We start from the raw sequence: 17,884 nt of genomic DNA on the forward strand, positions 1-17,884 counted from the left end.
AAGACACCCCGCAGGGTGCCTTTCTAGTCAAAATTCACTGCAATCCTGTTCAGCGGCCAGAATCTCAATTGTACTTCTCCAACAATTTGGGAGTCGTCGACTGTACCAAAATCCCGACTGTCCCGGCTCACCGGCCGATTGTCTCCAAGTACTATATATTTTCCTTCAGGTAATGTATCACCTTCCACACCAAGCTCCGGCAAGGTGAAATCATCCAGGTACGTGTCTCCTGTGTGCACAACATAATCCTCTTCAAGTGGTTCACCGTTCACAAGAACCTGCTTATCTTCCATGACTACAGTGTCGCCCGGTGTACCAATAACACGTTTGACATAGGCAGGGCCGGCCTCGGAATTGAAAACAATGACGTCTCCTGTTTCATATTCGCTGAAATGCTCCATGAATTTATTTACAACTACTCTGTCTTCATCTTCAAAAGTCGGATCCATGCTCAAGCCGTCCACAGTATAGGAAACGAATAGAAACGATCGGATAATGACGATGAGGACGACAGCAACGATAATCGCAACCAGCCACTCACCAATTTCCTTCTTCACTCGACTTCACCTCTATTTTTCTAGTTTGCTGTTAATATATTTTTGGTACCACTTTGAAAAGAAATAGAGTAGCACCAAGAAAACGATTGAAATGGTCAACTGTAGCGGTGAAGTGAAAAATGACGTGATATCGTAACCGACAACTGACATCAGCAGAATCATGATCGCTTTTGCTACAACCAATATAAATAAGTATACGCTTTTTCTGAGATTCGATAAAGCAGCAATAACATTGACAACGGAACTCGGAGTGAACGGGAGCGATATGAGAATTACTAGGAAGACAACCCCTCTTTGTTCGATAAAATTCAGCATTTTACTAAGTTTTTCATGCTTGGCTATGTACCTCTGGGCAGGTCCCCTGAAGAAGTACCTTACTATCAAAAAGACAAGATAACTGCCAAGCACAGTACCTGAATAGCTCGTCAGAAATCCTAAGATAATGCCGTATGAATTGAGATTGATGATCACAATCGCGAACAGCGGCAAAAAGGGCAAGAACGCTTCTCCGAGCACAAGTAGAAAACCGACAATAATACCGAGTGACTCGAAATCTTCGAATAACAATTTCAGCCCTTCTTGCGTTGTTAATCTTTCAAACAGATCTTGAACATCCAATAGTATGACCTCGCATATCTAATAAAGGCTATATTACAGAGTAATATAGCCTGATTACCATTAATTATATAATTTTTAATTAAGTCTGTCATTCAATTGCTTCTTCAGATCCTCATAGCCTGATTTACCAAGAAGCGCGAACATATTCTGCTTATATGCTTCGACGCCTGGCTGATTGAAGGGGTTAACACCAAGAAGATAACCACTCATTGCACATGCAAGCTCGAAGAAGTAGGCCATATAGCCGAACGTGTATGCATCGAGCTTCGGTACAGTGACAATCATGTTCGGTACACCACCGTCAACATGGGCAAGTACAGTACCTCTCATGGCTTGATGATTAACTTCGTCTACAGTCATGCCTTCAAGATAATTCAGACCATCAAGATCCTGCTCCTCTGCTTCGATGGTAACATCGCTGAGTGGCGTTTCAACATTGATGACTGTTTCCATCAGCATACGTCTGCCTTCTTGGATATATTGACCGAGCGAGTGCAGATCAGTCGTAAAGTTTGCACTGTGCGGGAGAATGCCTTTGTTGTCTTTCCCTTCGCTCTCTCCAAAGAGCTGTTTCCACCACTCACCGAAGTAGGACAAACGATCGTCATAGTTGATCAGCATCTCTACGTCATACCCTTTATTGTATAGGGCGTTACGGACTACGGCATACTGGTAAGCCGGATTACTGTCGAGCGAAGCCTCCTGGAGTTCGTCCATGGCATCACGCGCACCTGACATCATTGCCTCGATATCTATACCCGATGCAGCAATCGGCAACAGACCGACAGCCGTCAGCACTGAGTATCTCCCCCCTACATCATCTGGGACAACAAACATCTCGTAACCTTTTTCGTTGGCAAGTGTATTGAGCGCTCCCTTTTCCTTGTCTGTCGTCACATAGATGCGCTCGGTCGGATTGTCGTACTTCTCTTCTAGCAGCTTCTTGAAGACGCGGAATGCGATGGCAGGTTCGGTTGTCGTTCCAGATTTACTGATGACATTGATTGAAAAATCTTTGTCTTTGAGATAATCTTTCAGCTCATTCATATAATGGCTTGAGAGATGATGACCGGCAAAAACAATCTCAGGTCCATCGTTACCGAATGTCGGCGTCAGCATTTCAACAGCTGCTTTTGCACCTAGGTAGGAACCACCGATCCCGATGACGACGAGGACCTCGGAATCGGATTTTATTTTCTCTGCGGATGTCTGGATTCTCGAGAACTCTTCCTTGTCGTAGTCCTCAGGCAACTTCACCCAACCCAAGTAGTCATTGCCAGCACCTGTACCGTTGTGAATCATGTCGTGTACACTTGAAACAAACGGTGATAGACCAGAGAGTTCCGCTTCGCTCATAAAAGGCGTTACATTGGAATAGTCAAATTTAATGTGTGTCATAGTATCCTCCAAAAGTTTTTTACATGCTTATATTGTATTGTATTTAAAACAGGGACACTATTTCAATCAATTTGACGTATTTATCGCAATATCCGCACTTCTCGGGATGAGTCTCTTTATTTCTTCGATATCGTTCTGCTGGAGCAACTCAACAATTCGACTGCCTACAATGACGCCATCGCAGTGCGAACCGACCTTTTGAGCTTGATCGTGTGTACTGATGCCAAAACCGGCACAAACAGGTACATCACTCATTTCAGAAATACTTTCTAGATAGTCATAAAGCGTGTCATCAAATCCCTCTCTCGTGCCTGTCGTTCCTCTGACTGTAACCGCGTAGATGAACCCTTGTGCACCTTCAATGACTTCTTTAATACGGGCTTTTGAACTGCTGAGCGTAATAAAACGGATCATTGCGATGTCATGTGCAGCAAGTGGTGTACTGAACTCCGCGGCTTCTTCAAGTGGGACATCGGGAATGATGACGCCGCACACGTCTGCCTGAGCTGCCATTTCTGCAAAGGTATCCGCGCCCAGACGGAGTACAGGATTCGCGTAGGTCATGAGAACGACTGGGATGGAAATGTCCTCTTTAATACGCGCAAGTTCAATGAGGATACTTCTGAGTGTCACACCTTCTGCCAGTGCACGTTGCCCTGCTGCCTGAATAACAGGGCCATCCGCTACCGGATCGGAAAAAGGGATGCCGAGCTCTATGACAGACGCTCCTGCCTCTTCTATCGACAATATTTGATGCTTCAGGTTATGAAGACCACCGTCACCAGCCATGATATAAGCAATGAATGCTTTCTCTCCTTTGTTTCTCAATGTCTCGAAGGTTTGTTCCATCTTCATTCTGCTCATAGTTCTCTTCCTTCCTCACGTGCTTTGATCTGAGCAACATCTTTATCGCCACGGCCAGACAGGCAAATGACTAGAATCTCATCCGAGGACATTTCCCCCGCCACTGCCACTGCATGATATACTGCATGGGCACTTTCAAGTGCCGGAATGATGCCTTCCGTATAGGACAGCATCTTGAATGCTTCGAGCGCCTCTTCATCCGTTACGTGTGCATATTCAGCACGTCCGATATCTTTTAGGTAACTGTGTTCCGGACCAATGCCGGGGTAGTCGAGTCCAGCGGAAATCGAATAGGCTTCTTGTACTTGTCCTGCCTCATCCTGAAGCAGGTGCATCTTCGATCCATGGAGGATGCCAACCTCCCCCTCATTCAACGACGCGGCATGCTGACCAGTCTCGATGCCGTGGCCTGAAGCTTCAACACCAATGAGACGGACCTCTTCGTCATCGATGAAGGGATGGAACATACCCATAGCATTACTGCCACCGCCGATGCACGCAACAACAGCTTCAGGCAGCCTACCTTCTATATCCATTATCTGCTCTTTTGTCTCCCGGCCGATAACGGACTGGAAATCACGTACAATCTGTGGAAACGGGTGGGGCCCCATCACAGAACCAAGGATATAGTGAGTATCCTCAACATTGGCCACCCAGTAGCGCAACGCTTCGTTTACAGCATCCTTCAGTGTCCCTCTGCCTTGATCGACACTGACCACCTTTGCACCGAGTAGCTCCATTCTAAAAACATTCAGTTCCTGTCTTTTAACGTCTTCCTTGCCCATGAAGATGACACACTCGAGCTTGAGTAGTGCACACACTGTCGCTGTTGCAACACCGTGCTGGCCAGCACCGGTTTCGGCAACCACCTTCTTTTTGCCCATTTTTCTAGTGAGTAATGCCTGACCGATCGTATTGTTTATCTTGTGTGCACCGGTGTGGTTCAAATCTTCCCGCTTAAGGTAGATTTTCGCACCCCCCGCCTTTGCTGTCAGCTCTTCTGCAAAGTAAAGCGGTGTTTCCCGGCCGACGTAATCCTTCAAATAATGATCAAGTTGTTGCTGGAAGACCTCATCATGCTGTGCTGCTCTATATTCTGATTCAAGTTCCTTGATTGCACCCATCAATGTTTCTGGTACATATCTGCCACCAAATTCTCCATAATGTCCGCTTTCATTCGGTTGTGTATAAGTTTTTACCATTTCTATCGACACCTTTCATCTTTTCCATCAGTTCGTGAATTTTTTTCTCATCCTTCTTACCACCGGTTTCTACACCACTCGATATATCGACACCTGCCGGAGCAACCGACTCGTAGGCTGCGCGAATATTGAGGCTGTTGATGCCACCGGCCAGAATCAGCTTGTTCTTGTCGATTGCTGAATCATCAAGAGCCGACCAATCGAAGGCATGGCCTGAACCGCCGCGGTATTTGCCAGGCGGGCTGTCGATCAGTATATAGTCTGCATCATACTGGAACATTTCTCGTACGCTCATCTGATTGATCGAGAAAGCTTTAATAACAGGAAGACCGAGTGTGTTTACATATCCCTTCGATTCGTCACCATGAAGTTGCACATAATCCAGTCCGACTGCTTCATATATATCCATCACTTCACGAGCGGGCGCATTGACGAATACCCCGACACACTGAATGCGTCCCCTTACCGCATCCACTATCCTTCGTGCTTTTTTGGCGTCGAGCTGCCGGCGGCTTGGTGCAAACACAAGACCGATCATATCCGCTCCCGATTCCACCGCCCATTCGGCCGCTTCAGGCGACTGGATGCCGCAAATCTTGATTTTCATCTATAGCGCCACCTTGAGAGTTTGTATGACTTTTTCAGGATGTTCTGATCGCATCAGTGTTTCACCAACGAGTAGCGCACGCGCTCCGGCATTCTTCATGCGTTGTGCATCTGCTTCGGTGCGGATACCACTCTCTGCAATAAAAATCGTATCTGCATCACCGTACTTTGCTAAAAGCGCTTCTGTGTTTGCGATATCCACTTCGAATGTCTTTAGATCCCGGTTGTTGATGCCGATCAGCTCTGGCGCCAATTTCAACGCCCGCTCCATCTCCACATCGGTGTGCACTTCAACAATGCATTCCATGCCATAGCTACTGGCGTGGTCATACAGCCGCCTGAGTGTCTCGTCGTCAAGCGCGGCAACAATAAGCAAAATGACATCTGCACCGTAGAGGTAGGCGCGATCGACTTGGCGTTCGTCTATAATGAAATCCTTGTTTAGTACGGGGACATCAACCGCACATTTTACAGCCTCAAGATCTCTCAATGATCCTTTGAAATAGTTGCGGTCCGTCAGAACAGAAATGACATCGACCCCACCCCTTACGTACTTCTCGGCCTGCGCCTTCGGGTCGATATCAATATTGATATCTCCTTTCGAAGGGGAGGCCCGCTTCACTTCGCCGATGACTGACATCGTCTCGGCGTTTTCGAGCCTTTGCCTAAAAGATACCGGTCTGCGGCTTTTCACAACTTCCTGCGTATCCATTGCTTCCACTTCAGTGCGTTTATAAGAGATGATTTCTTCAAGTATTGCCGACATTTTAGATTCCGCCTTTCTGTGTATAATCGATCAGATGATTCAGCTTAGAGAGCGCTCTACCGGAATCAATACTCTCTCTCGCTTTTTCAATGCCTTCTCGTATTGTTTCGGCTACACCGGCACTGAAAAGACCGATTCCCGCATTGAGTAAGACCGTATCCCGCTGTGCAGGCGTCGCTTCGCCTGATAGGACGTTCGTGAGAATCTCTGCATTCTCCCGGCTGTCGCCACCTGTGATTTCCTCTATCGCATATCTCGGCAGGCCAACTGATTCTGGCGTAAATGTCATGTTCGTGATGCGACCATTATCTAATAGTGTCATGTGATTTTCGCCAAGCAATGAAGCCTCATCCATTGAGCCTGCACCATTAATGACGACTGCCCGTTTTCTGCCAAGCCGTTTCAATACGTGGGCCATCATCTCTACCTTATCCGCCTTATATACACCAAGAAATTGATAATCGAGCTTTACAGGATTGATCAATGGACCAATCAGGTTGAATATAGTCGGTACTTTGAGGTCGTTCCTCACTTTCATGACCTGCTTGATCTTCGGGTGCGCATGTGGCGCAAATAGAAAAGCGATGCCATTTGTATCCAACAGCAGATCAATGTCTTCGGGATTGAAAGAAAGAGACACTCCCACTTCCGACAATACATCCGAACTACCGGTCCGGCTGGTGACGCTTCGATTACCGTGTTTTGCAACCTTTACACCGGCACCCGCTAGTACAAATGCTGATGTGGTGGAGATATTGAAGCTATTGGAACCATCTCCCCCGGTGCCACAGTTATCCATCACCCCTTCGAGATATCTATGAATCGGCATTGCGTGAGTTCTTAGCACTTCGACAAGTGCTGCGATTTCATCGACTGTCTCTCCTTTGGCCTTTAGACCCATAAGGAATGCTGCAACCTCACTATCGGTAACTGATTCGGTCAACAATATCGATACCGCATCTTGCATTTCCTCAAATTTTAAATCTGCTCTCTCCGATAGCTTTGCCAAATATGGTTTCATGCTTCTTGTCGTTGTTTTCTGAACTGCTTCTAATCTCATCATTTTTACCTCCCAGAATATAAAAATCCTCCATAGACTTATAGTCTATGGAGGACGATATCACCGCGGTGCCACCTCATATTGAACGCATTGCGCTCCAGCTTAACATCACGTAACGTGTGACAGACGTGTGCATTCGAATCAGGCCCATTCATAATACAGGCATGCATCGGTTCCCAGTAATCCCGACTCTCTGTAGGCATGCGGTGTACTACTACTTGTTCTGATATGCACTAATTTTCTTTTTTAAAATACAAAAAGCTCCCCTGTCTCTTAAAAAGGACGGGGAGCCGTGGTACCACCTTTATTGACCAGCTGTTGCTGGTCCACTCAAGATGTGGATACACTATATCCACATCAGCCATGTAACGTTGGTAGACGCCAGTGCCTTTTGGCAACCGGTTATACAGAAGTCCATTCACAAAATCATTGCACCGGTTCACAGCACCCACCGGCTCTCTTTGGCATTGAGAAATTGCTACTTCTCTTCTTCAATCAATATATTCATTTGATTGGATATCATATTAATACATATTGGAGACGATGACAACCCTTAAGCTCAAAAAAAGAAAACTTTTTCAGAATTATTCGTCTTTTCGACTAGTCGAGATCTTTAAATGCATCTTTAATTCTGTTCATGGCTTCTTCTAGCACAGAGCGTGGGGAAGGGACACAGATTCTCTGGAAATCATTACCTTCTTTGCCGAACATCTTGCCGTCTTCGAGAAGTACGTTAGCCTCATTGTAGATGCGGTCGTGAACCGCCTTCTCAGAGATACCATAACCGCTGAAATCCATCCAAAGCACATAGGTCCCGGCTGGACGATGGACTTTGACCTTTGGCATTTCTCGCTCTAGGAAGTCGAGGATAAAATCGATGTTGCCGTCGATATATGCCTTCACCTGTTCGAGCCATTCGTCTCCTTCATTGTACGCTGCAATCAGCGCTGCCACTGTAAACGGACTCGGCAGACTCATCCCTTGTTCATCTTGGAATTTTTTCCTAAGTGCCTCATCGGAAATGATGACGTTCGTACAATGCAGCCCCGCCAGATTGAATGTCTTATTGATAGCGGTCAGTGTAACAATGTGAGCTGTATGCCTAGACGCCTTGATGATTGGGGTGAACGACTCGCCCACCCGGATCAGATCGCCGTGAATCTCATCTGCGATGATGGTGACATCATTGTCATGACAAATATCTGAAAGCCGCTGCAGTTCATCCGGTCGTATGATGTTGCCGGTCGGATTGTGTGGGTTGCACATGATGAACATTGATGTGTCGGCTTCTTTAGCCAATGCTTCAAATCCTTCAAAATCAATGCTGTAACTTCCACCTTCATTGTGTATCATTGCATTATTTCTTACAATGCGACCATTATCTTCTATCGCCGAAGTAAAAGGCGGATAAACCGGGCGCTGTATGATGATGCCATCCCCTTTTGTGGAATACGCTTTGACCGCGATATTCAAGGAGTGTACTGTACCCGGTGCATAGACGATTTCTTTCTTCTCTATATTCCAGTCATACTTCCGAGAAAACCACTTCTGTATGGATGCATAGTAAGTATTTGGAGCAATCGTATAGCCAAATATTTGATGATCGACCGTCTTTCTTAGAGCGTCGACAATCGGTGCGGCCACCTGGAAATCCATATCTGCGGTAAACAGCGGGATAGTATCTTCATCATAGCGTTCCGTCAATCCGAACTCCTTGATCATTTCACCGCCATCCCATTTCATGGCGTATGTATTTCTTCTGTTGATTGGTGTATCAAAATCGTATTTCAACTCGACCCCTCCTAATGATTGCATATGTTGCAATTATAAACTCAAAACACGAAGATATGAAACGATTCGATTATCCACATGGAATCTATATTCGATCATTAAGCATGCGGTTGGCTATGCTTAGAGATCCTTCATGCGAAATCCGCTCGTATAGCTGCTTTAGCGTTTCTTCGGATATATTGCTTTCATTCTCGACCCACAGCTGATACATATTGATCATGCCGGATACATGATACTCTATAAGGTACTCGTATTCTTCAGTTTCTCGGATATTGAGCTCTCGGACAAAATTCATGATGATGCCGCGCACTCTTGCTTTCAGCTCATGAGTGAATTTTGGATCTCCGCCTGGCCCAAGCAAAATGGCAATCCGCTCACCATGATCCTTTAGATACTCGGAAACGCCATTAATTGATTCTTGTATCTTGCCATCGTTGTTACGCAACTCTTTGAGTGGATCAATTAGCATGTCTTCAGTCGGCATTAGAGCCGCCTTCTGTATTTCCAGTACTTCATAGACATCCGAAAAATACGTATAGAAAGTCCCTCTATTGTATCCGGCCAAATCCGTTATATCCCGAACTGTAATCTTTTCTATGGGTTTTTCTATATATAAGGACCAAAATGCGTCTAGAAGATTTTTTCGCGTCTCTTCCTTACGACTTGATTTCGACATAATCTTCCCTCTTTTCAACACTTGGCATTGGATTGTTTATTGAATGAACTATATAATATGACTTACTATTGAACATTGTACAACATGTTGTTGGATTAGGGTATCCATTAAAATTTATAGGAGTGAAAGTTTTGAGACTAGCGGATTTTTCAATAAAAAGACCAAAATTCACCATCGTCGTCATGATTATTCTGATTTTACTCGGAGCCGTATCATTGACGAGATTACCGCTCCAGCTCCTGCCGAACGTACAGCCTCCCGTTGCAGCAGTAGCAACTACATATCAGGGTGCTGGACCTGAGGAAGTCATGCAGGATGTCACTCGGCCACTAGAAGCGGAACTGTCGACTGTCAGTGGCCTGACGAATATCACCTCCCAATCACAGGAGAGTTCATCTATCATTATTCTTGAATTCGGATACGACATGACGATAGAAGACGTCGAAAACGAAATCACTCGGACAATTAGTGATACCGAACTGCCCGATCAGGCTGGAGATCCTTCCTTCCTGGAGTTCGATATCACCATGTTCCCAAGCATGACCCTTGCTGTTACTTCGGAGAATGAAAGTATCGGTGAATTTCAAGGACAGGTCGAAGATCTGATTAGTGAACTTGAGAACATCAATGGTGTGGCTTCGATCAGCGAAACCGGCAACATTACAGAGGAGATCAGTGTCACGCTCGACACGGAAGCACTGGAACAATATCAGTTGAGCCAAAGTGACATTGCCAATATTATCGAGGCGAATAATATCTCCATTCCAAACGGCACCATCGTCGATGAAGAAGCAGGAGAATCCATCACTACGCGTACAATAAGCAATATCGATGGCGTAGAATCCCTTGAGCAGCTCGTCCTGCTCGATCTACCTGAGGATGGTGGTACTGTAACGCTTGATGATGTCGCAGATGTAGCCATCACTGAGGTGGACAACGATGTCTTCACACGACTGAACCAGGAGGAGGCGATGCAGGTTGAAATGAGCCTGTCATCGGACTCAAACGCCTCTACCGTCAATTCCGAGTTCCGTTCTGTACTGGAAGAAAAGCTCGACACGGAAGAGTTTGAAAATCTGACTGCAGAAATCCTATACGATGAGGGTGAATATATCGACATTGCCATAAACAGTGTCTACCTCTCACTGATCAGTGGAGCGATTCTTGCGATGGTCGTCCTTTTCGCTTTCCTGCGTAATCTGAGATCACCACTCATCATCGGTATCGCCATTCCATTTTCAGTCATTACAACATTTGCATTGTTGTTCTTTACAGATATCAGCATCAATATGATGACACTCGGTGGACTGGCTCTTGGTATCGGTATGCTCGTCGACAACGCTGTTGTTGTCATAGAGAACATTTACAGACATCTATCCATGGGCAAGCAGCCCAAGCAGGCAGCGGCCGATGGGGCAAGAGAAGTTGCTGGTGCCATCACAGCATCGACCATGACGACAGCTGCAGTCTTCTTACCGGTTGTATTCGTTAGTGGTCTGGTCGGCCAATTGTTCACACCATTCGCAATTACCGTGGTTTTCAGCCTGCTTGCATCTCTGTTTGTTGCATTGACTATAGTACCTATGCTCTCAAGCCGCATTCTTACTGCCCTACCGGCAGATGCAGAAGACAAGCGTCAGAATCGCTCGTATATGAAAGTCATCAGGAAACTATCACGCTGGACACTTGCACACCGAGTACTCGTGTTGTTCCTGACAGGCGTCATCCTCGCGGTCGGTGTTGTAGGCATCTATCTCCAAGGCATCAACCTGCTGCCTGAGAGTGATGAAGGTGCGTTGACTGTCGAAGTGACTATGCCACAAGACGCCATTCTATCCGACACGGAAGAAACGATTAGCCGTATAGAGGAAAAGCTTGAAGAATACTCAGAAGTCGATTTCTATATGAGTACCATTGGATCTGGTTCCACCATGAGTCCAGTCAACGAAAGTAACGTCGGAAGCATCACAGTAACAATGGTCGACCCAGGAGACCGCAATACTACGACTAATGAATTTATCCGAAATATTGAAAGTGAAATCGAGAACGTGGATACCAGTGCTGATATCAGTGTCAATCCGGTATCCCAGACAGGAACCGGTTCAGATCCGAACACACTGACTGTAAATCTTTCCGATGAAAATCCAGAGAATCTCGAAGAATCCGAAAATACGATTATTGAAGCACTGGAAGAAGATAGTAGAATAGAAGAAGTCACTTCGAGCCGTGAGAATATGATTCAGGAGCTGCAAGTCAGAGTCGACCGCCAAGCTGCGCGGGAGAACGGTCTGCAACCAGGAGAGATCGGCACTGCCATCTACGAGGCAACGAATGGTGTGCCTGCCTCCACTGTTTCAGAAGGCAATGACTTCCTGACAATCAATGTCAGATACCCAGAGAGTGTTACATCAAGTCTTGAAGACTTTGAAAATATCCGAATTGTGAATGGTCAAGGGGAGTACGTGCCTATTGGCGATGTCTCTGAGTTCGAGGAAGCTGAAACATTACCGTTGATCACCCGTATCGATCAGAGGGAAACGACTGAGCTTACAGTGCGCTACGATCCACAGATGAGCTTGAACCAGGCTGGAGGCCATGTAGAATCGATTATAGACGATACCGATTTCAGCGATGATACTGATACTTCCATCGGCGGCGATCTTGAAATGTTGACTGATGCCATTCCTCAGTTAACACTCGCTGTCATACTCGGCATCATCTTTATCTATCTTGTTATGGTCGCACAATTTGAATCATTCAAGCACCCATTCGTTGTACTATTTGCTCTGCCACTGAGCATCATCGGTGTGATGTTCTCATTGCTCATCACAAATAACCCACTCAGTGTAATAGCTGTAGTAGGGATTATCCTGTTGCTTGGTATCGTCGTCAATAACGCCATACTTCTAATAGATTACATTAATCAGCAGAAGGAGAAAGGCATGCCGACGATTGAAGCAATTGAAAAAAGTGTACAAGACCGCTTCCGTCCGATTGTTATTACCGCGCTTACCACTGCACTGGGTATGCTGCCTCTTGCAATTGGCATCGGCGAAGGTGCTGAACTCGTTGCACCGATGGGTGTCGTTGTTATTGGTGGGTTAGTCAGCAGTACATTCTTGACGCTATTCATCATCCCGATCATATACAGCTACTTCGATAATGAAACGAGAAAAATGAATAAGAAGTATATGACACCTGACGGTGAGATTATTACTCAAAAGGAAATCGATGCAAACAAACGGAAAGAACAGGAACTGGCCTCAACAACTGATGACTACGACTACAGTGATTCTACATCAGAGACAGTTACGGATGAATACAACGCACCAAAAGTACAAGAAGATCATCCATCCTCGAAAAATTCTGAAGAAAATTATCTTGATGAGTTACAGCGTTTGATCGACAGAATGAAAAAAGATAGAAGAAACGACTAACGCATAAGAAAAAGGCGGTTCATCCAATTGGATGAACCGCCTTTTTTAATGCACTGGATAACCTACGCCCAGCCTCTATAGCGCGCAGCTTCAGCTGTACGTTTGATTCCGATGATGTAAGCCGCAAGACGCATGTCGATATGACGCTTCTCATGGAGATCGTAAATATCATCGAAAGCCTTCTTCAGCTTGATTTCAAGCTTCTCATTCACTTCATCTTCATCCCAGTAGTAGCCCTGATTATTCTGAACCCACTCGAAATAAGAAACCGTTACACCGCCTGCAGATGCTAAAACATCCGGCACAATGAGCTTTCCATTATCAGTTAGGATACGTGTTGCTTCTTTTGTGGTTGGTCCATTGGCCGCTTCACAGATGATGTCAGCTTTGACACTGTGTGCATTATCGACAGTGATTTGGTTAGCGATGGCTGCTGGAATCAGAACGTCGCAATCGATACCGAAAAGCTCTTCATTCTTCATTACGTCATCAAAAAGGTTCGTCACCATACCGAAACTATCGCGACGGTCGAGAAGATAGTCTATATCCAGGCCATTCGGATCGTGAAGTGCACCGTTGGCATCAGATATACCGACAATCTTTGCCCCTTTGTCGGAAAGAATTTTGGCAAGGAAGCTACCTGCGTTGCCAAAGCCCTGAATGACGACACGAATATCTTCTATTCTCATACCACGCTTTTCAAGCGCCTGTTGCAGACAGATGATGACACCCATTGCAGTCGCACGGTCCCTGCCTTGGGAGCCACCAAGAACAAGTGGTTTACCAGTGATGAATCCTGGAGAGTTAAATTCATCGATGATACTGTATTCGTCCATCATCCATGCCATGATTTGGGAGTTGGTAAAGACATCCGGTGCTGGAATATCCTTAGTCGGCCCGACAATCTGGGAAATGGCCCGAACATATCCACGGCTAAGCCTTTCGACTTCAGCGATGCTCATTTCTCGCGGATCACACACGATGCCGCCTTTACCCCCACCATATGGCAAGTTCACTATTCCTGATTTCAAGGTCATCCACATTGACAGAGCAACGACTTCCTCTTCGTTGACATCAGGGTGGAATCGTACGCCTCCCTTAGTTGGCCCAACAGCATCGTTGTGCTGCGCACGGTAGCCCGTGAAAACTTTTACGGAACCGTCATCCATACGCACCGGAATGCGTACTTTAAGAAGACGTAGTGGTTCTTTGATCAGTTCATACATCCCCTCGTCAAAGCCGAGCTTGTCTAGAGCTTCATGAATGATGGCCTGTGTGGAAGTGATAAGATTAGATTTATCTGACATTTTGTATCCGCCTCTTTTATGGAACTGTTTTCACTGCTATTGTAACACATTAAAGACTGTTTGAAAGGGGTTATTTGGAGAGGACTTGCTTCACTTTTTCAATGGCCCAGTCCAGGTCTTCCTGAGAAATTACGAGCGGCGGAGCAAAGCGGATTACGGTATCGTGCGTTTCTTTACATAGAATACCGAGACTCTTTAGCTCCTCACAATATGGGCGTGCAGATTCTGTCAGGTCGACACCTATGAATAGACCGCGCCCTCTTACTTCCTTGATCAACGGTGTGTCAATCTTCTCGAGCTCGCCTTTAAAGTAGTCACCGAGTTTACGTGAACGTTCCACAAGATCTTCATCGATTAGAACATCAAGTGCAGCTTCTGAAACGGCACATGCCAATGGATTCCCACCAAACGTGGAACCATGAGATCCTGGGTTGAACACTTCAAGAACTTCCTTATCAGCAACGACACATGAGATAGGGAAGACACCACCGCCAAGAGCTTTACCGAGTATGTACATGTCAGCCTTAACATCTTCCCAGTCTGTCGCAAACATTTTACCTGAACGCCCAAGGCCCGCTTGGATCTCGTCGGCGATGAATAGAATGTTATGTTCATCACAAAGTTCTCTGACTGCTTTCAAGAAGCCTTCTGGTGGAATGTTAATACCTGCTTCACCTTGGATAGGCTCAAGCAGTATCGCTGCAGTATTTTCCGTCACTGCATTTCTAATCTGCTCAATGTCACCAAAATCGACAAGCTTTATGCCATCGAGCAATGGACCATAGCCTCGGCGATATTCAGCTTCCGAAGACAGGGATACTGCAGCCAATGTACGGCCATGGAAGTTCTGGTTCATGGCAATAATTTCAGCTTTGTTGTCTTCCACGCCTTTAACGTCGTAAGACCAGCGGCGCGCTGCCTTAATTGCTGTTTCAACTGCTTCTGCCCCAGTGTTCATTGGCAATACCATTTCCTTGCCTGCAAGCTTACATACTTTTTCATACCAAGGACCAAGCCTGTCGGAGTGAAACGCTCTGGATGTCAACGTCAACTTGTCCGCCTGATCTTTCAATGCCTGTATAATTTTCGGGTGTCTATGCCCCTGGTTTACTGCAGAATATGCACTAAGCATATCAAGGTACTTATTGCCTTCTGGATCTTTGACCCACACACCTTCTGCTTCCGAAATAACAACCGGAAGTGGCTTGTAGTTCGGTGCCCCATACTGTTCTGTCTGACTAATAATTTCTTGTGATTTTGTCATTGTCTCTTCCTTTCCAAAAAACAGCGGGTAGGTGCCCGCTGTTTTAATTTAAATTTAATTATAATCCATTCTAGAATTGTTCGGAACTTGTCTTACCCTGCATGTGCAGCGTTAGATAGTCCGGACCGCCCGCTTTCGAATCCGTACCGGACATCTTGAATCCGCCGAACGGCTGATAACCAACGATGGCTGCTGTACAACCACGGTTGAAGTACAAGTTACCGACGTGGAAGTCACGACGCGCCTGCTCGATATGCTCACGGTTTCGTGTAATTACCGCACCCGTCAGACCGTAGTCCGTCGAATTGGCATATTCGATTGCTTGATCGAAATCCTTCGCTTTGGCGAAGCCGACTACTGGACCGAAGATTTCTTCTTGCATGATCCGATCATCGTGCTTCAAACCTGAGAATACCGTTGGATGAACGAAGTGACCTGTTTCATTTTCAGTCTCTCCGCCTACTTCAAGTGTACCTTCTTCTTTTCCAATTTCAATATACTTTTTAATTTTTTCAAGTGAAGCGTCATCGATAACCGGACCGACATTGATATCTGATTCCGGATTACCAACCTCTAGTTTCTTCGTCTTCTCTACTACCTTATCCAGTAGTTCATCATGGATGTCGTCTAGTGCGATGACACGGGAGCATGCAGAACATTTTTGTCCACTGAATCCGAATGCAGAAGTAACGATAGCTTCCGCTGCCAATTCGAGATCTGCATCAGAATCGACAACGATCGTATCTTTACCACCCATTTCAGCAATAACACGCTTCAAGTGCGTCTGTCCTTGCTGTACAATCGCAGCTTTTTCAAAGATACTTGTACCCACGTCACGAGATCCAGTGAATGAAATGAAGCGTGTATCCTTATGTTCTACAAGATAATCACCAATGTCTCTTGAGGAACCAGGAATGAAGTTGACAACGCCTTTTGGCAGTCCCGCCTCTTCCAGCACTTCCACAAACTTATAGGCAATGACCGATGTGCGGGAGGACGGCTTAAGGAGTACTGTGTTGCCTGTCACCGCAGCTGCAGCTGTAGTACCCGCCATGATAGCGAAGGCGAAGTTCCATGGAGAGATTACGAGACCTACGCCCAGTGGAATGTAGTGGAACTGGTTATATTCGCCTGGACGAGATTCAACATGGTCGCCATTCTTCAATTTGAGGTGGTTACGTCCATAATATTCGAGGAAATCGATTGCTTCTGCCGTATCAGCATCCGCCTCTTTCCACGGCTTTCCGCCTTCTTTAACAAGGAGTGCCGTAAATTCGAACTTTCTTTTTCGAATGATGGCTGCTGCTTTGAACAATACGTCCGAACGGAATTCAAACGAAGATTTTCTCCATGTCTCAAACGTTTCAAGTGCCACGTCCATTGCTTGCTGGGCATGTTCTTGATTTGCTTGGGATAGATACCCAATTTTTTCTTCTTTATATGCAGGGTTGTAGGATTCTTTCTTATCATCTGTCATGATGCGCTCTCCACCAATGATCAGTGGATAATCCTGACCGAGATACCCCTTGACTGTATTCAGACCCTCTTCGAGTTTCCTCCGGTTTTCCTCTTTCGAAAAATCCGTAAATGGCTCATGTTTGTACGGTATCATTAAGATAACCTCCTTAAAATATTAAACTCTATGAATAATAATGGACTTTTTTTCAGACTTTTTCAAGCTTTTTGATAAAGGGTATGTGAGCGCTTCAGTACGCTCTGCAAAGGTATTCAGCACTATGGATATCTATGCTCAGATGAAAGAATGGATATCATTCACACTGTTGGTTGCGCTTTCAATAATGAAATGACTATGCAATTTACAGAATAAACAGAAAGCCCGCAAATCATTGATTTGCGGGCTTTCTGTTTCGCGAACGGTGCATTGTTACAAGCACTTGACCGGACATTCTACTTCATACGTCGTTTCGCCATTTCTATCCATTGCGGCATCTTTTGTCTAAGGGACTCGAAGCCATATTCTTCCGTATCCTTGATCTGATCCAAGACTGAACGTCTGTCCCGTTTCCTTTCCTCATTCCTGAAGTATTCATTATCTTTCAGGGTCAAGTTCAGTTTGCCATTATCGTCCACACTGAGCACTTTCGCCTTGACGATCTGACCTTTAGATAAAAACTGATTGACGTCATGGACATAATCGTTCATCACTTCTGAAATATGAATGAGTCCTTCTTGATTATCAGGGGTTTTGACAAAAGCACCATACGGCTGGATACCGGTTACTTTGACCTTCACAAACTGGCCTTTCCGATATTTCTTTGTCACATGGATTACCCCACTAACTTTCATTAGTTCATACGCATCCATTATTTTATCATAA

16 protein-coding genes and 1 other annotated feature are annotated in these 17,884 nt (G+C 45.6%); of the genes, 1 reads left to right on the top strand and 15 read right to left on the bottom strand.

What is annotated here, in order from left to right:
* Positions 1 to 23: 23 nt before the first annotated feature.
* From lepB to ACFOJ8_RS08940, 11 genes are all read right to left on the bottom strand, one after another.
* The gene (gene lepB / locus ACFOJ8_RS08890) at positions 24 to 557 is read right to left on the bottom strand and encodes a signal peptidase I (RefSeq protein WP_380656065.1); all 534 of its coding nucleotides are present in this window, start codon (positions 555 to 557) and stop codon (positions 24 to 26) included.
* A 12-nt stretch (positions 558 to 569) separates the two neighbouring features.
* Positions 570 to 1,175, bottom strand: a complete 606-nt coding sequence (locus ACFOJ8_RS08895) for a TVP38/TMEM64 family protein (RefSeq protein ID WP_380656068.1) — start codon at positions 1,173 to 1,175, stop codon at positions 570 to 572.
* Between the two features lie 75 nt (positions 1,176 to 1,250).
* Entirely contained in the window at positions 1,251 to 2,573 is a 1,323-nt protein-coding gene (locus ACFOJ8_RS08900; protein ID WP_380656071.1) for a glucose-6-phosphate isomerase, read from the bottom strand.
* A gap of 66 nt (positions 2,574 to 2,639) precedes the next feature.
* The gene (trpA, locus tag ACFOJ8_RS08905; RefSeq protein ID WP_380656074.1) at positions 2,640 to 3,437 is read right to left on the bottom strand and encodes a tryptophan synthase subunit alpha; all 798 of its coding nucleotides are present in this window, start codon (positions 3,435 to 3,437) and stop codon (positions 2,640 to 2,642) included.
* On the bottom strand, positions 3,434 to 4,639 hold the full coding sequence (gene trpB, locus ACFOJ8_RS08910) for a tryptophan synthase subunit beta (protein ID WP_380656078.1): 1,206 nt from the start codon (positions 4,637 to 4,639) through the stop codon (positions 3,434 to 3,436). The genes trpA and trpB overlap by 4 nt, the downstream gene beginning before the upstream one ends.
* The gene (locus tag ACFOJ8_RS08915; protein ID WP_380656085.1) at positions 4,611 to 5,246 is read right to left on the bottom strand and encodes a phosphoribosylanthranilate isomerase; all 636 of its coding nucleotides are present in this window, start codon (positions 5,244 to 5,246) and stop codon (positions 4,611 to 4,613) included. Before ACFOJ8_RS08915 ends, trpB begins: the two co-directional genes overlap by 29 nt.
* Positions 5,247 to 6,011: an indole-3-glycerol phosphate synthase TrpC gene (trpC, locus tag ACFOJ8_RS08920; RefSeq protein ID WP_380656089.1), complete on the bottom strand. Its 765-nt coding sequence runs from the start codon at positions 6,009 to 6,011 to the stop codon at positions 5,247 to 5,249.
* A 1-nt stretch (position 6,012) separates the two neighbouring features.
* Entirely contained in the window at positions 6,013 to 7,032 is a 1,020-nt protein-coding gene (gene trpD, locus ACFOJ8_RS08925) for an anthranilate phosphoribosyltransferase (protein ID WP_380657130.1), read from the bottom strand.
* A gap of 77 nt (positions 7,033 to 7,109) precedes the next feature.
* Entirely contained in the window at positions 7,110 to 7,274 is a 165-nt protein-coding gene (locus ACFOJ8_RS08930) for a hypothetical protein (protein WP_380659916.1), read from the bottom strand.
* Between the two features lie 72 nt (positions 7,275 to 7,346).
* Positions 7,347 to 7,575, bottom strand: a binding site (T-box leader).
* A 96-nt stretch (positions 7,576 to 7,671) separates the two neighbouring features.
* A complete protein-coding gene (locus tag ACFOJ8_RS08935) occupies positions 7,672 to 8,862 on the bottom strand; it encodes a MalY/PatB family protein (RefSeq protein ID WP_380656095.1) in 1,191 nt (396 codons plus the stop codon).
* 85 nt (positions 8,863 to 8,947) lie between these two features.
* On the bottom strand, positions 8,948 to 9,538 hold the full coding sequence (locus tag ACFOJ8_RS08940) for a TetR/AcrR family transcriptional regulator (RefSeq protein WP_380656100.1): 591 nt from the start codon (positions 9,536 to 9,538) through the stop codon (positions 8,948 to 8,950).
* A 122-nt stretch (positions 9,539 to 9,660) separates the two neighbouring features.
* On the opposite strand from ACFOJ8_RS08940, the gene ACFOJ8_RS08945 reads away from it, so the two are divergent.
* Positions 9,661 to 12,975 (top strand): efflux RND transporter permease subunit, encoded by a 3,315-nt coding sequence (locus ACFOJ8_RS08945; RefSeq protein ID WP_380656105.1) that lies wholly within the window; start codon positions 9,661 to 9,663, stop codon positions 12,973 to 12,975.
* A 62-nt stretch (positions 12,976 to 13,037) separates the two neighbouring features.
* Here the strand turns inward: ACFOJ8_RS08945 and ACFOJ8_RS08950 are convergent, their stop codons facing one another.
* The 4 genes from ACFOJ8_RS08950 to ygs form a co-directional block, all read right to left on the bottom strand.
* Complete coding sequence (locus ACFOJ8_RS08950) at positions 13,038 to 14,282, bottom strand: Glu/Leu/Phe/Val family dehydrogenase (protein WP_380656113.1); 1,245 nt, start codon at positions 14,280 to 14,282, stop codon at positions 13,038 to 13,040.
* 70 nt (positions 14,283 to 14,352) lie between these two features.
* Positions 14,353 to 15,546: an ornithine--oxo-acid transaminase gene (locus tag ACFOJ8_RS08955; RefSeq protein WP_380656115.1), complete on the bottom strand. Its 1,194-nt coding sequence runs from the start codon at positions 15,544 to 15,546 to the stop codon at positions 14,353 to 14,355.
* 70 nt (positions 15,547 to 15,616) lie between these two features.
* Complete coding sequence (gene pruA / locus ACFOJ8_RS08960; RefSeq protein WP_380656118.1) at positions 15,617 to 17,158, bottom strand: L-glutamate gamma-semialdehyde dehydrogenase; 1,542 nt, start codon at positions 17,156 to 17,158, stop codon at positions 15,617 to 15,619.
* A 296-nt stretch (positions 17,159 to 17,454) separates the two neighbouring features.
* A complete protein-coding gene (gene ygs, locus ACFOJ8_RS08965; protein WP_380656121.1) occupies positions 17,455 to 17,853 on the bottom strand; it encodes a S1 domain-containing post-transcriptional regulator Ygs in 399 nt (132 codons plus the stop codon).
* Between the last annotated feature and the right edge of the window lie 31 nt (positions 17,854 to 17,884).

It is taken from the genome of Salinicoccus sesuvii, assembly GCF_042648145.1.
Lineage (GTDB): Bacteria > Bacillota > Bacilli > Staphylococcales > Salinicoccaceae > Salinicoccus > Salinicoccus sesuvii.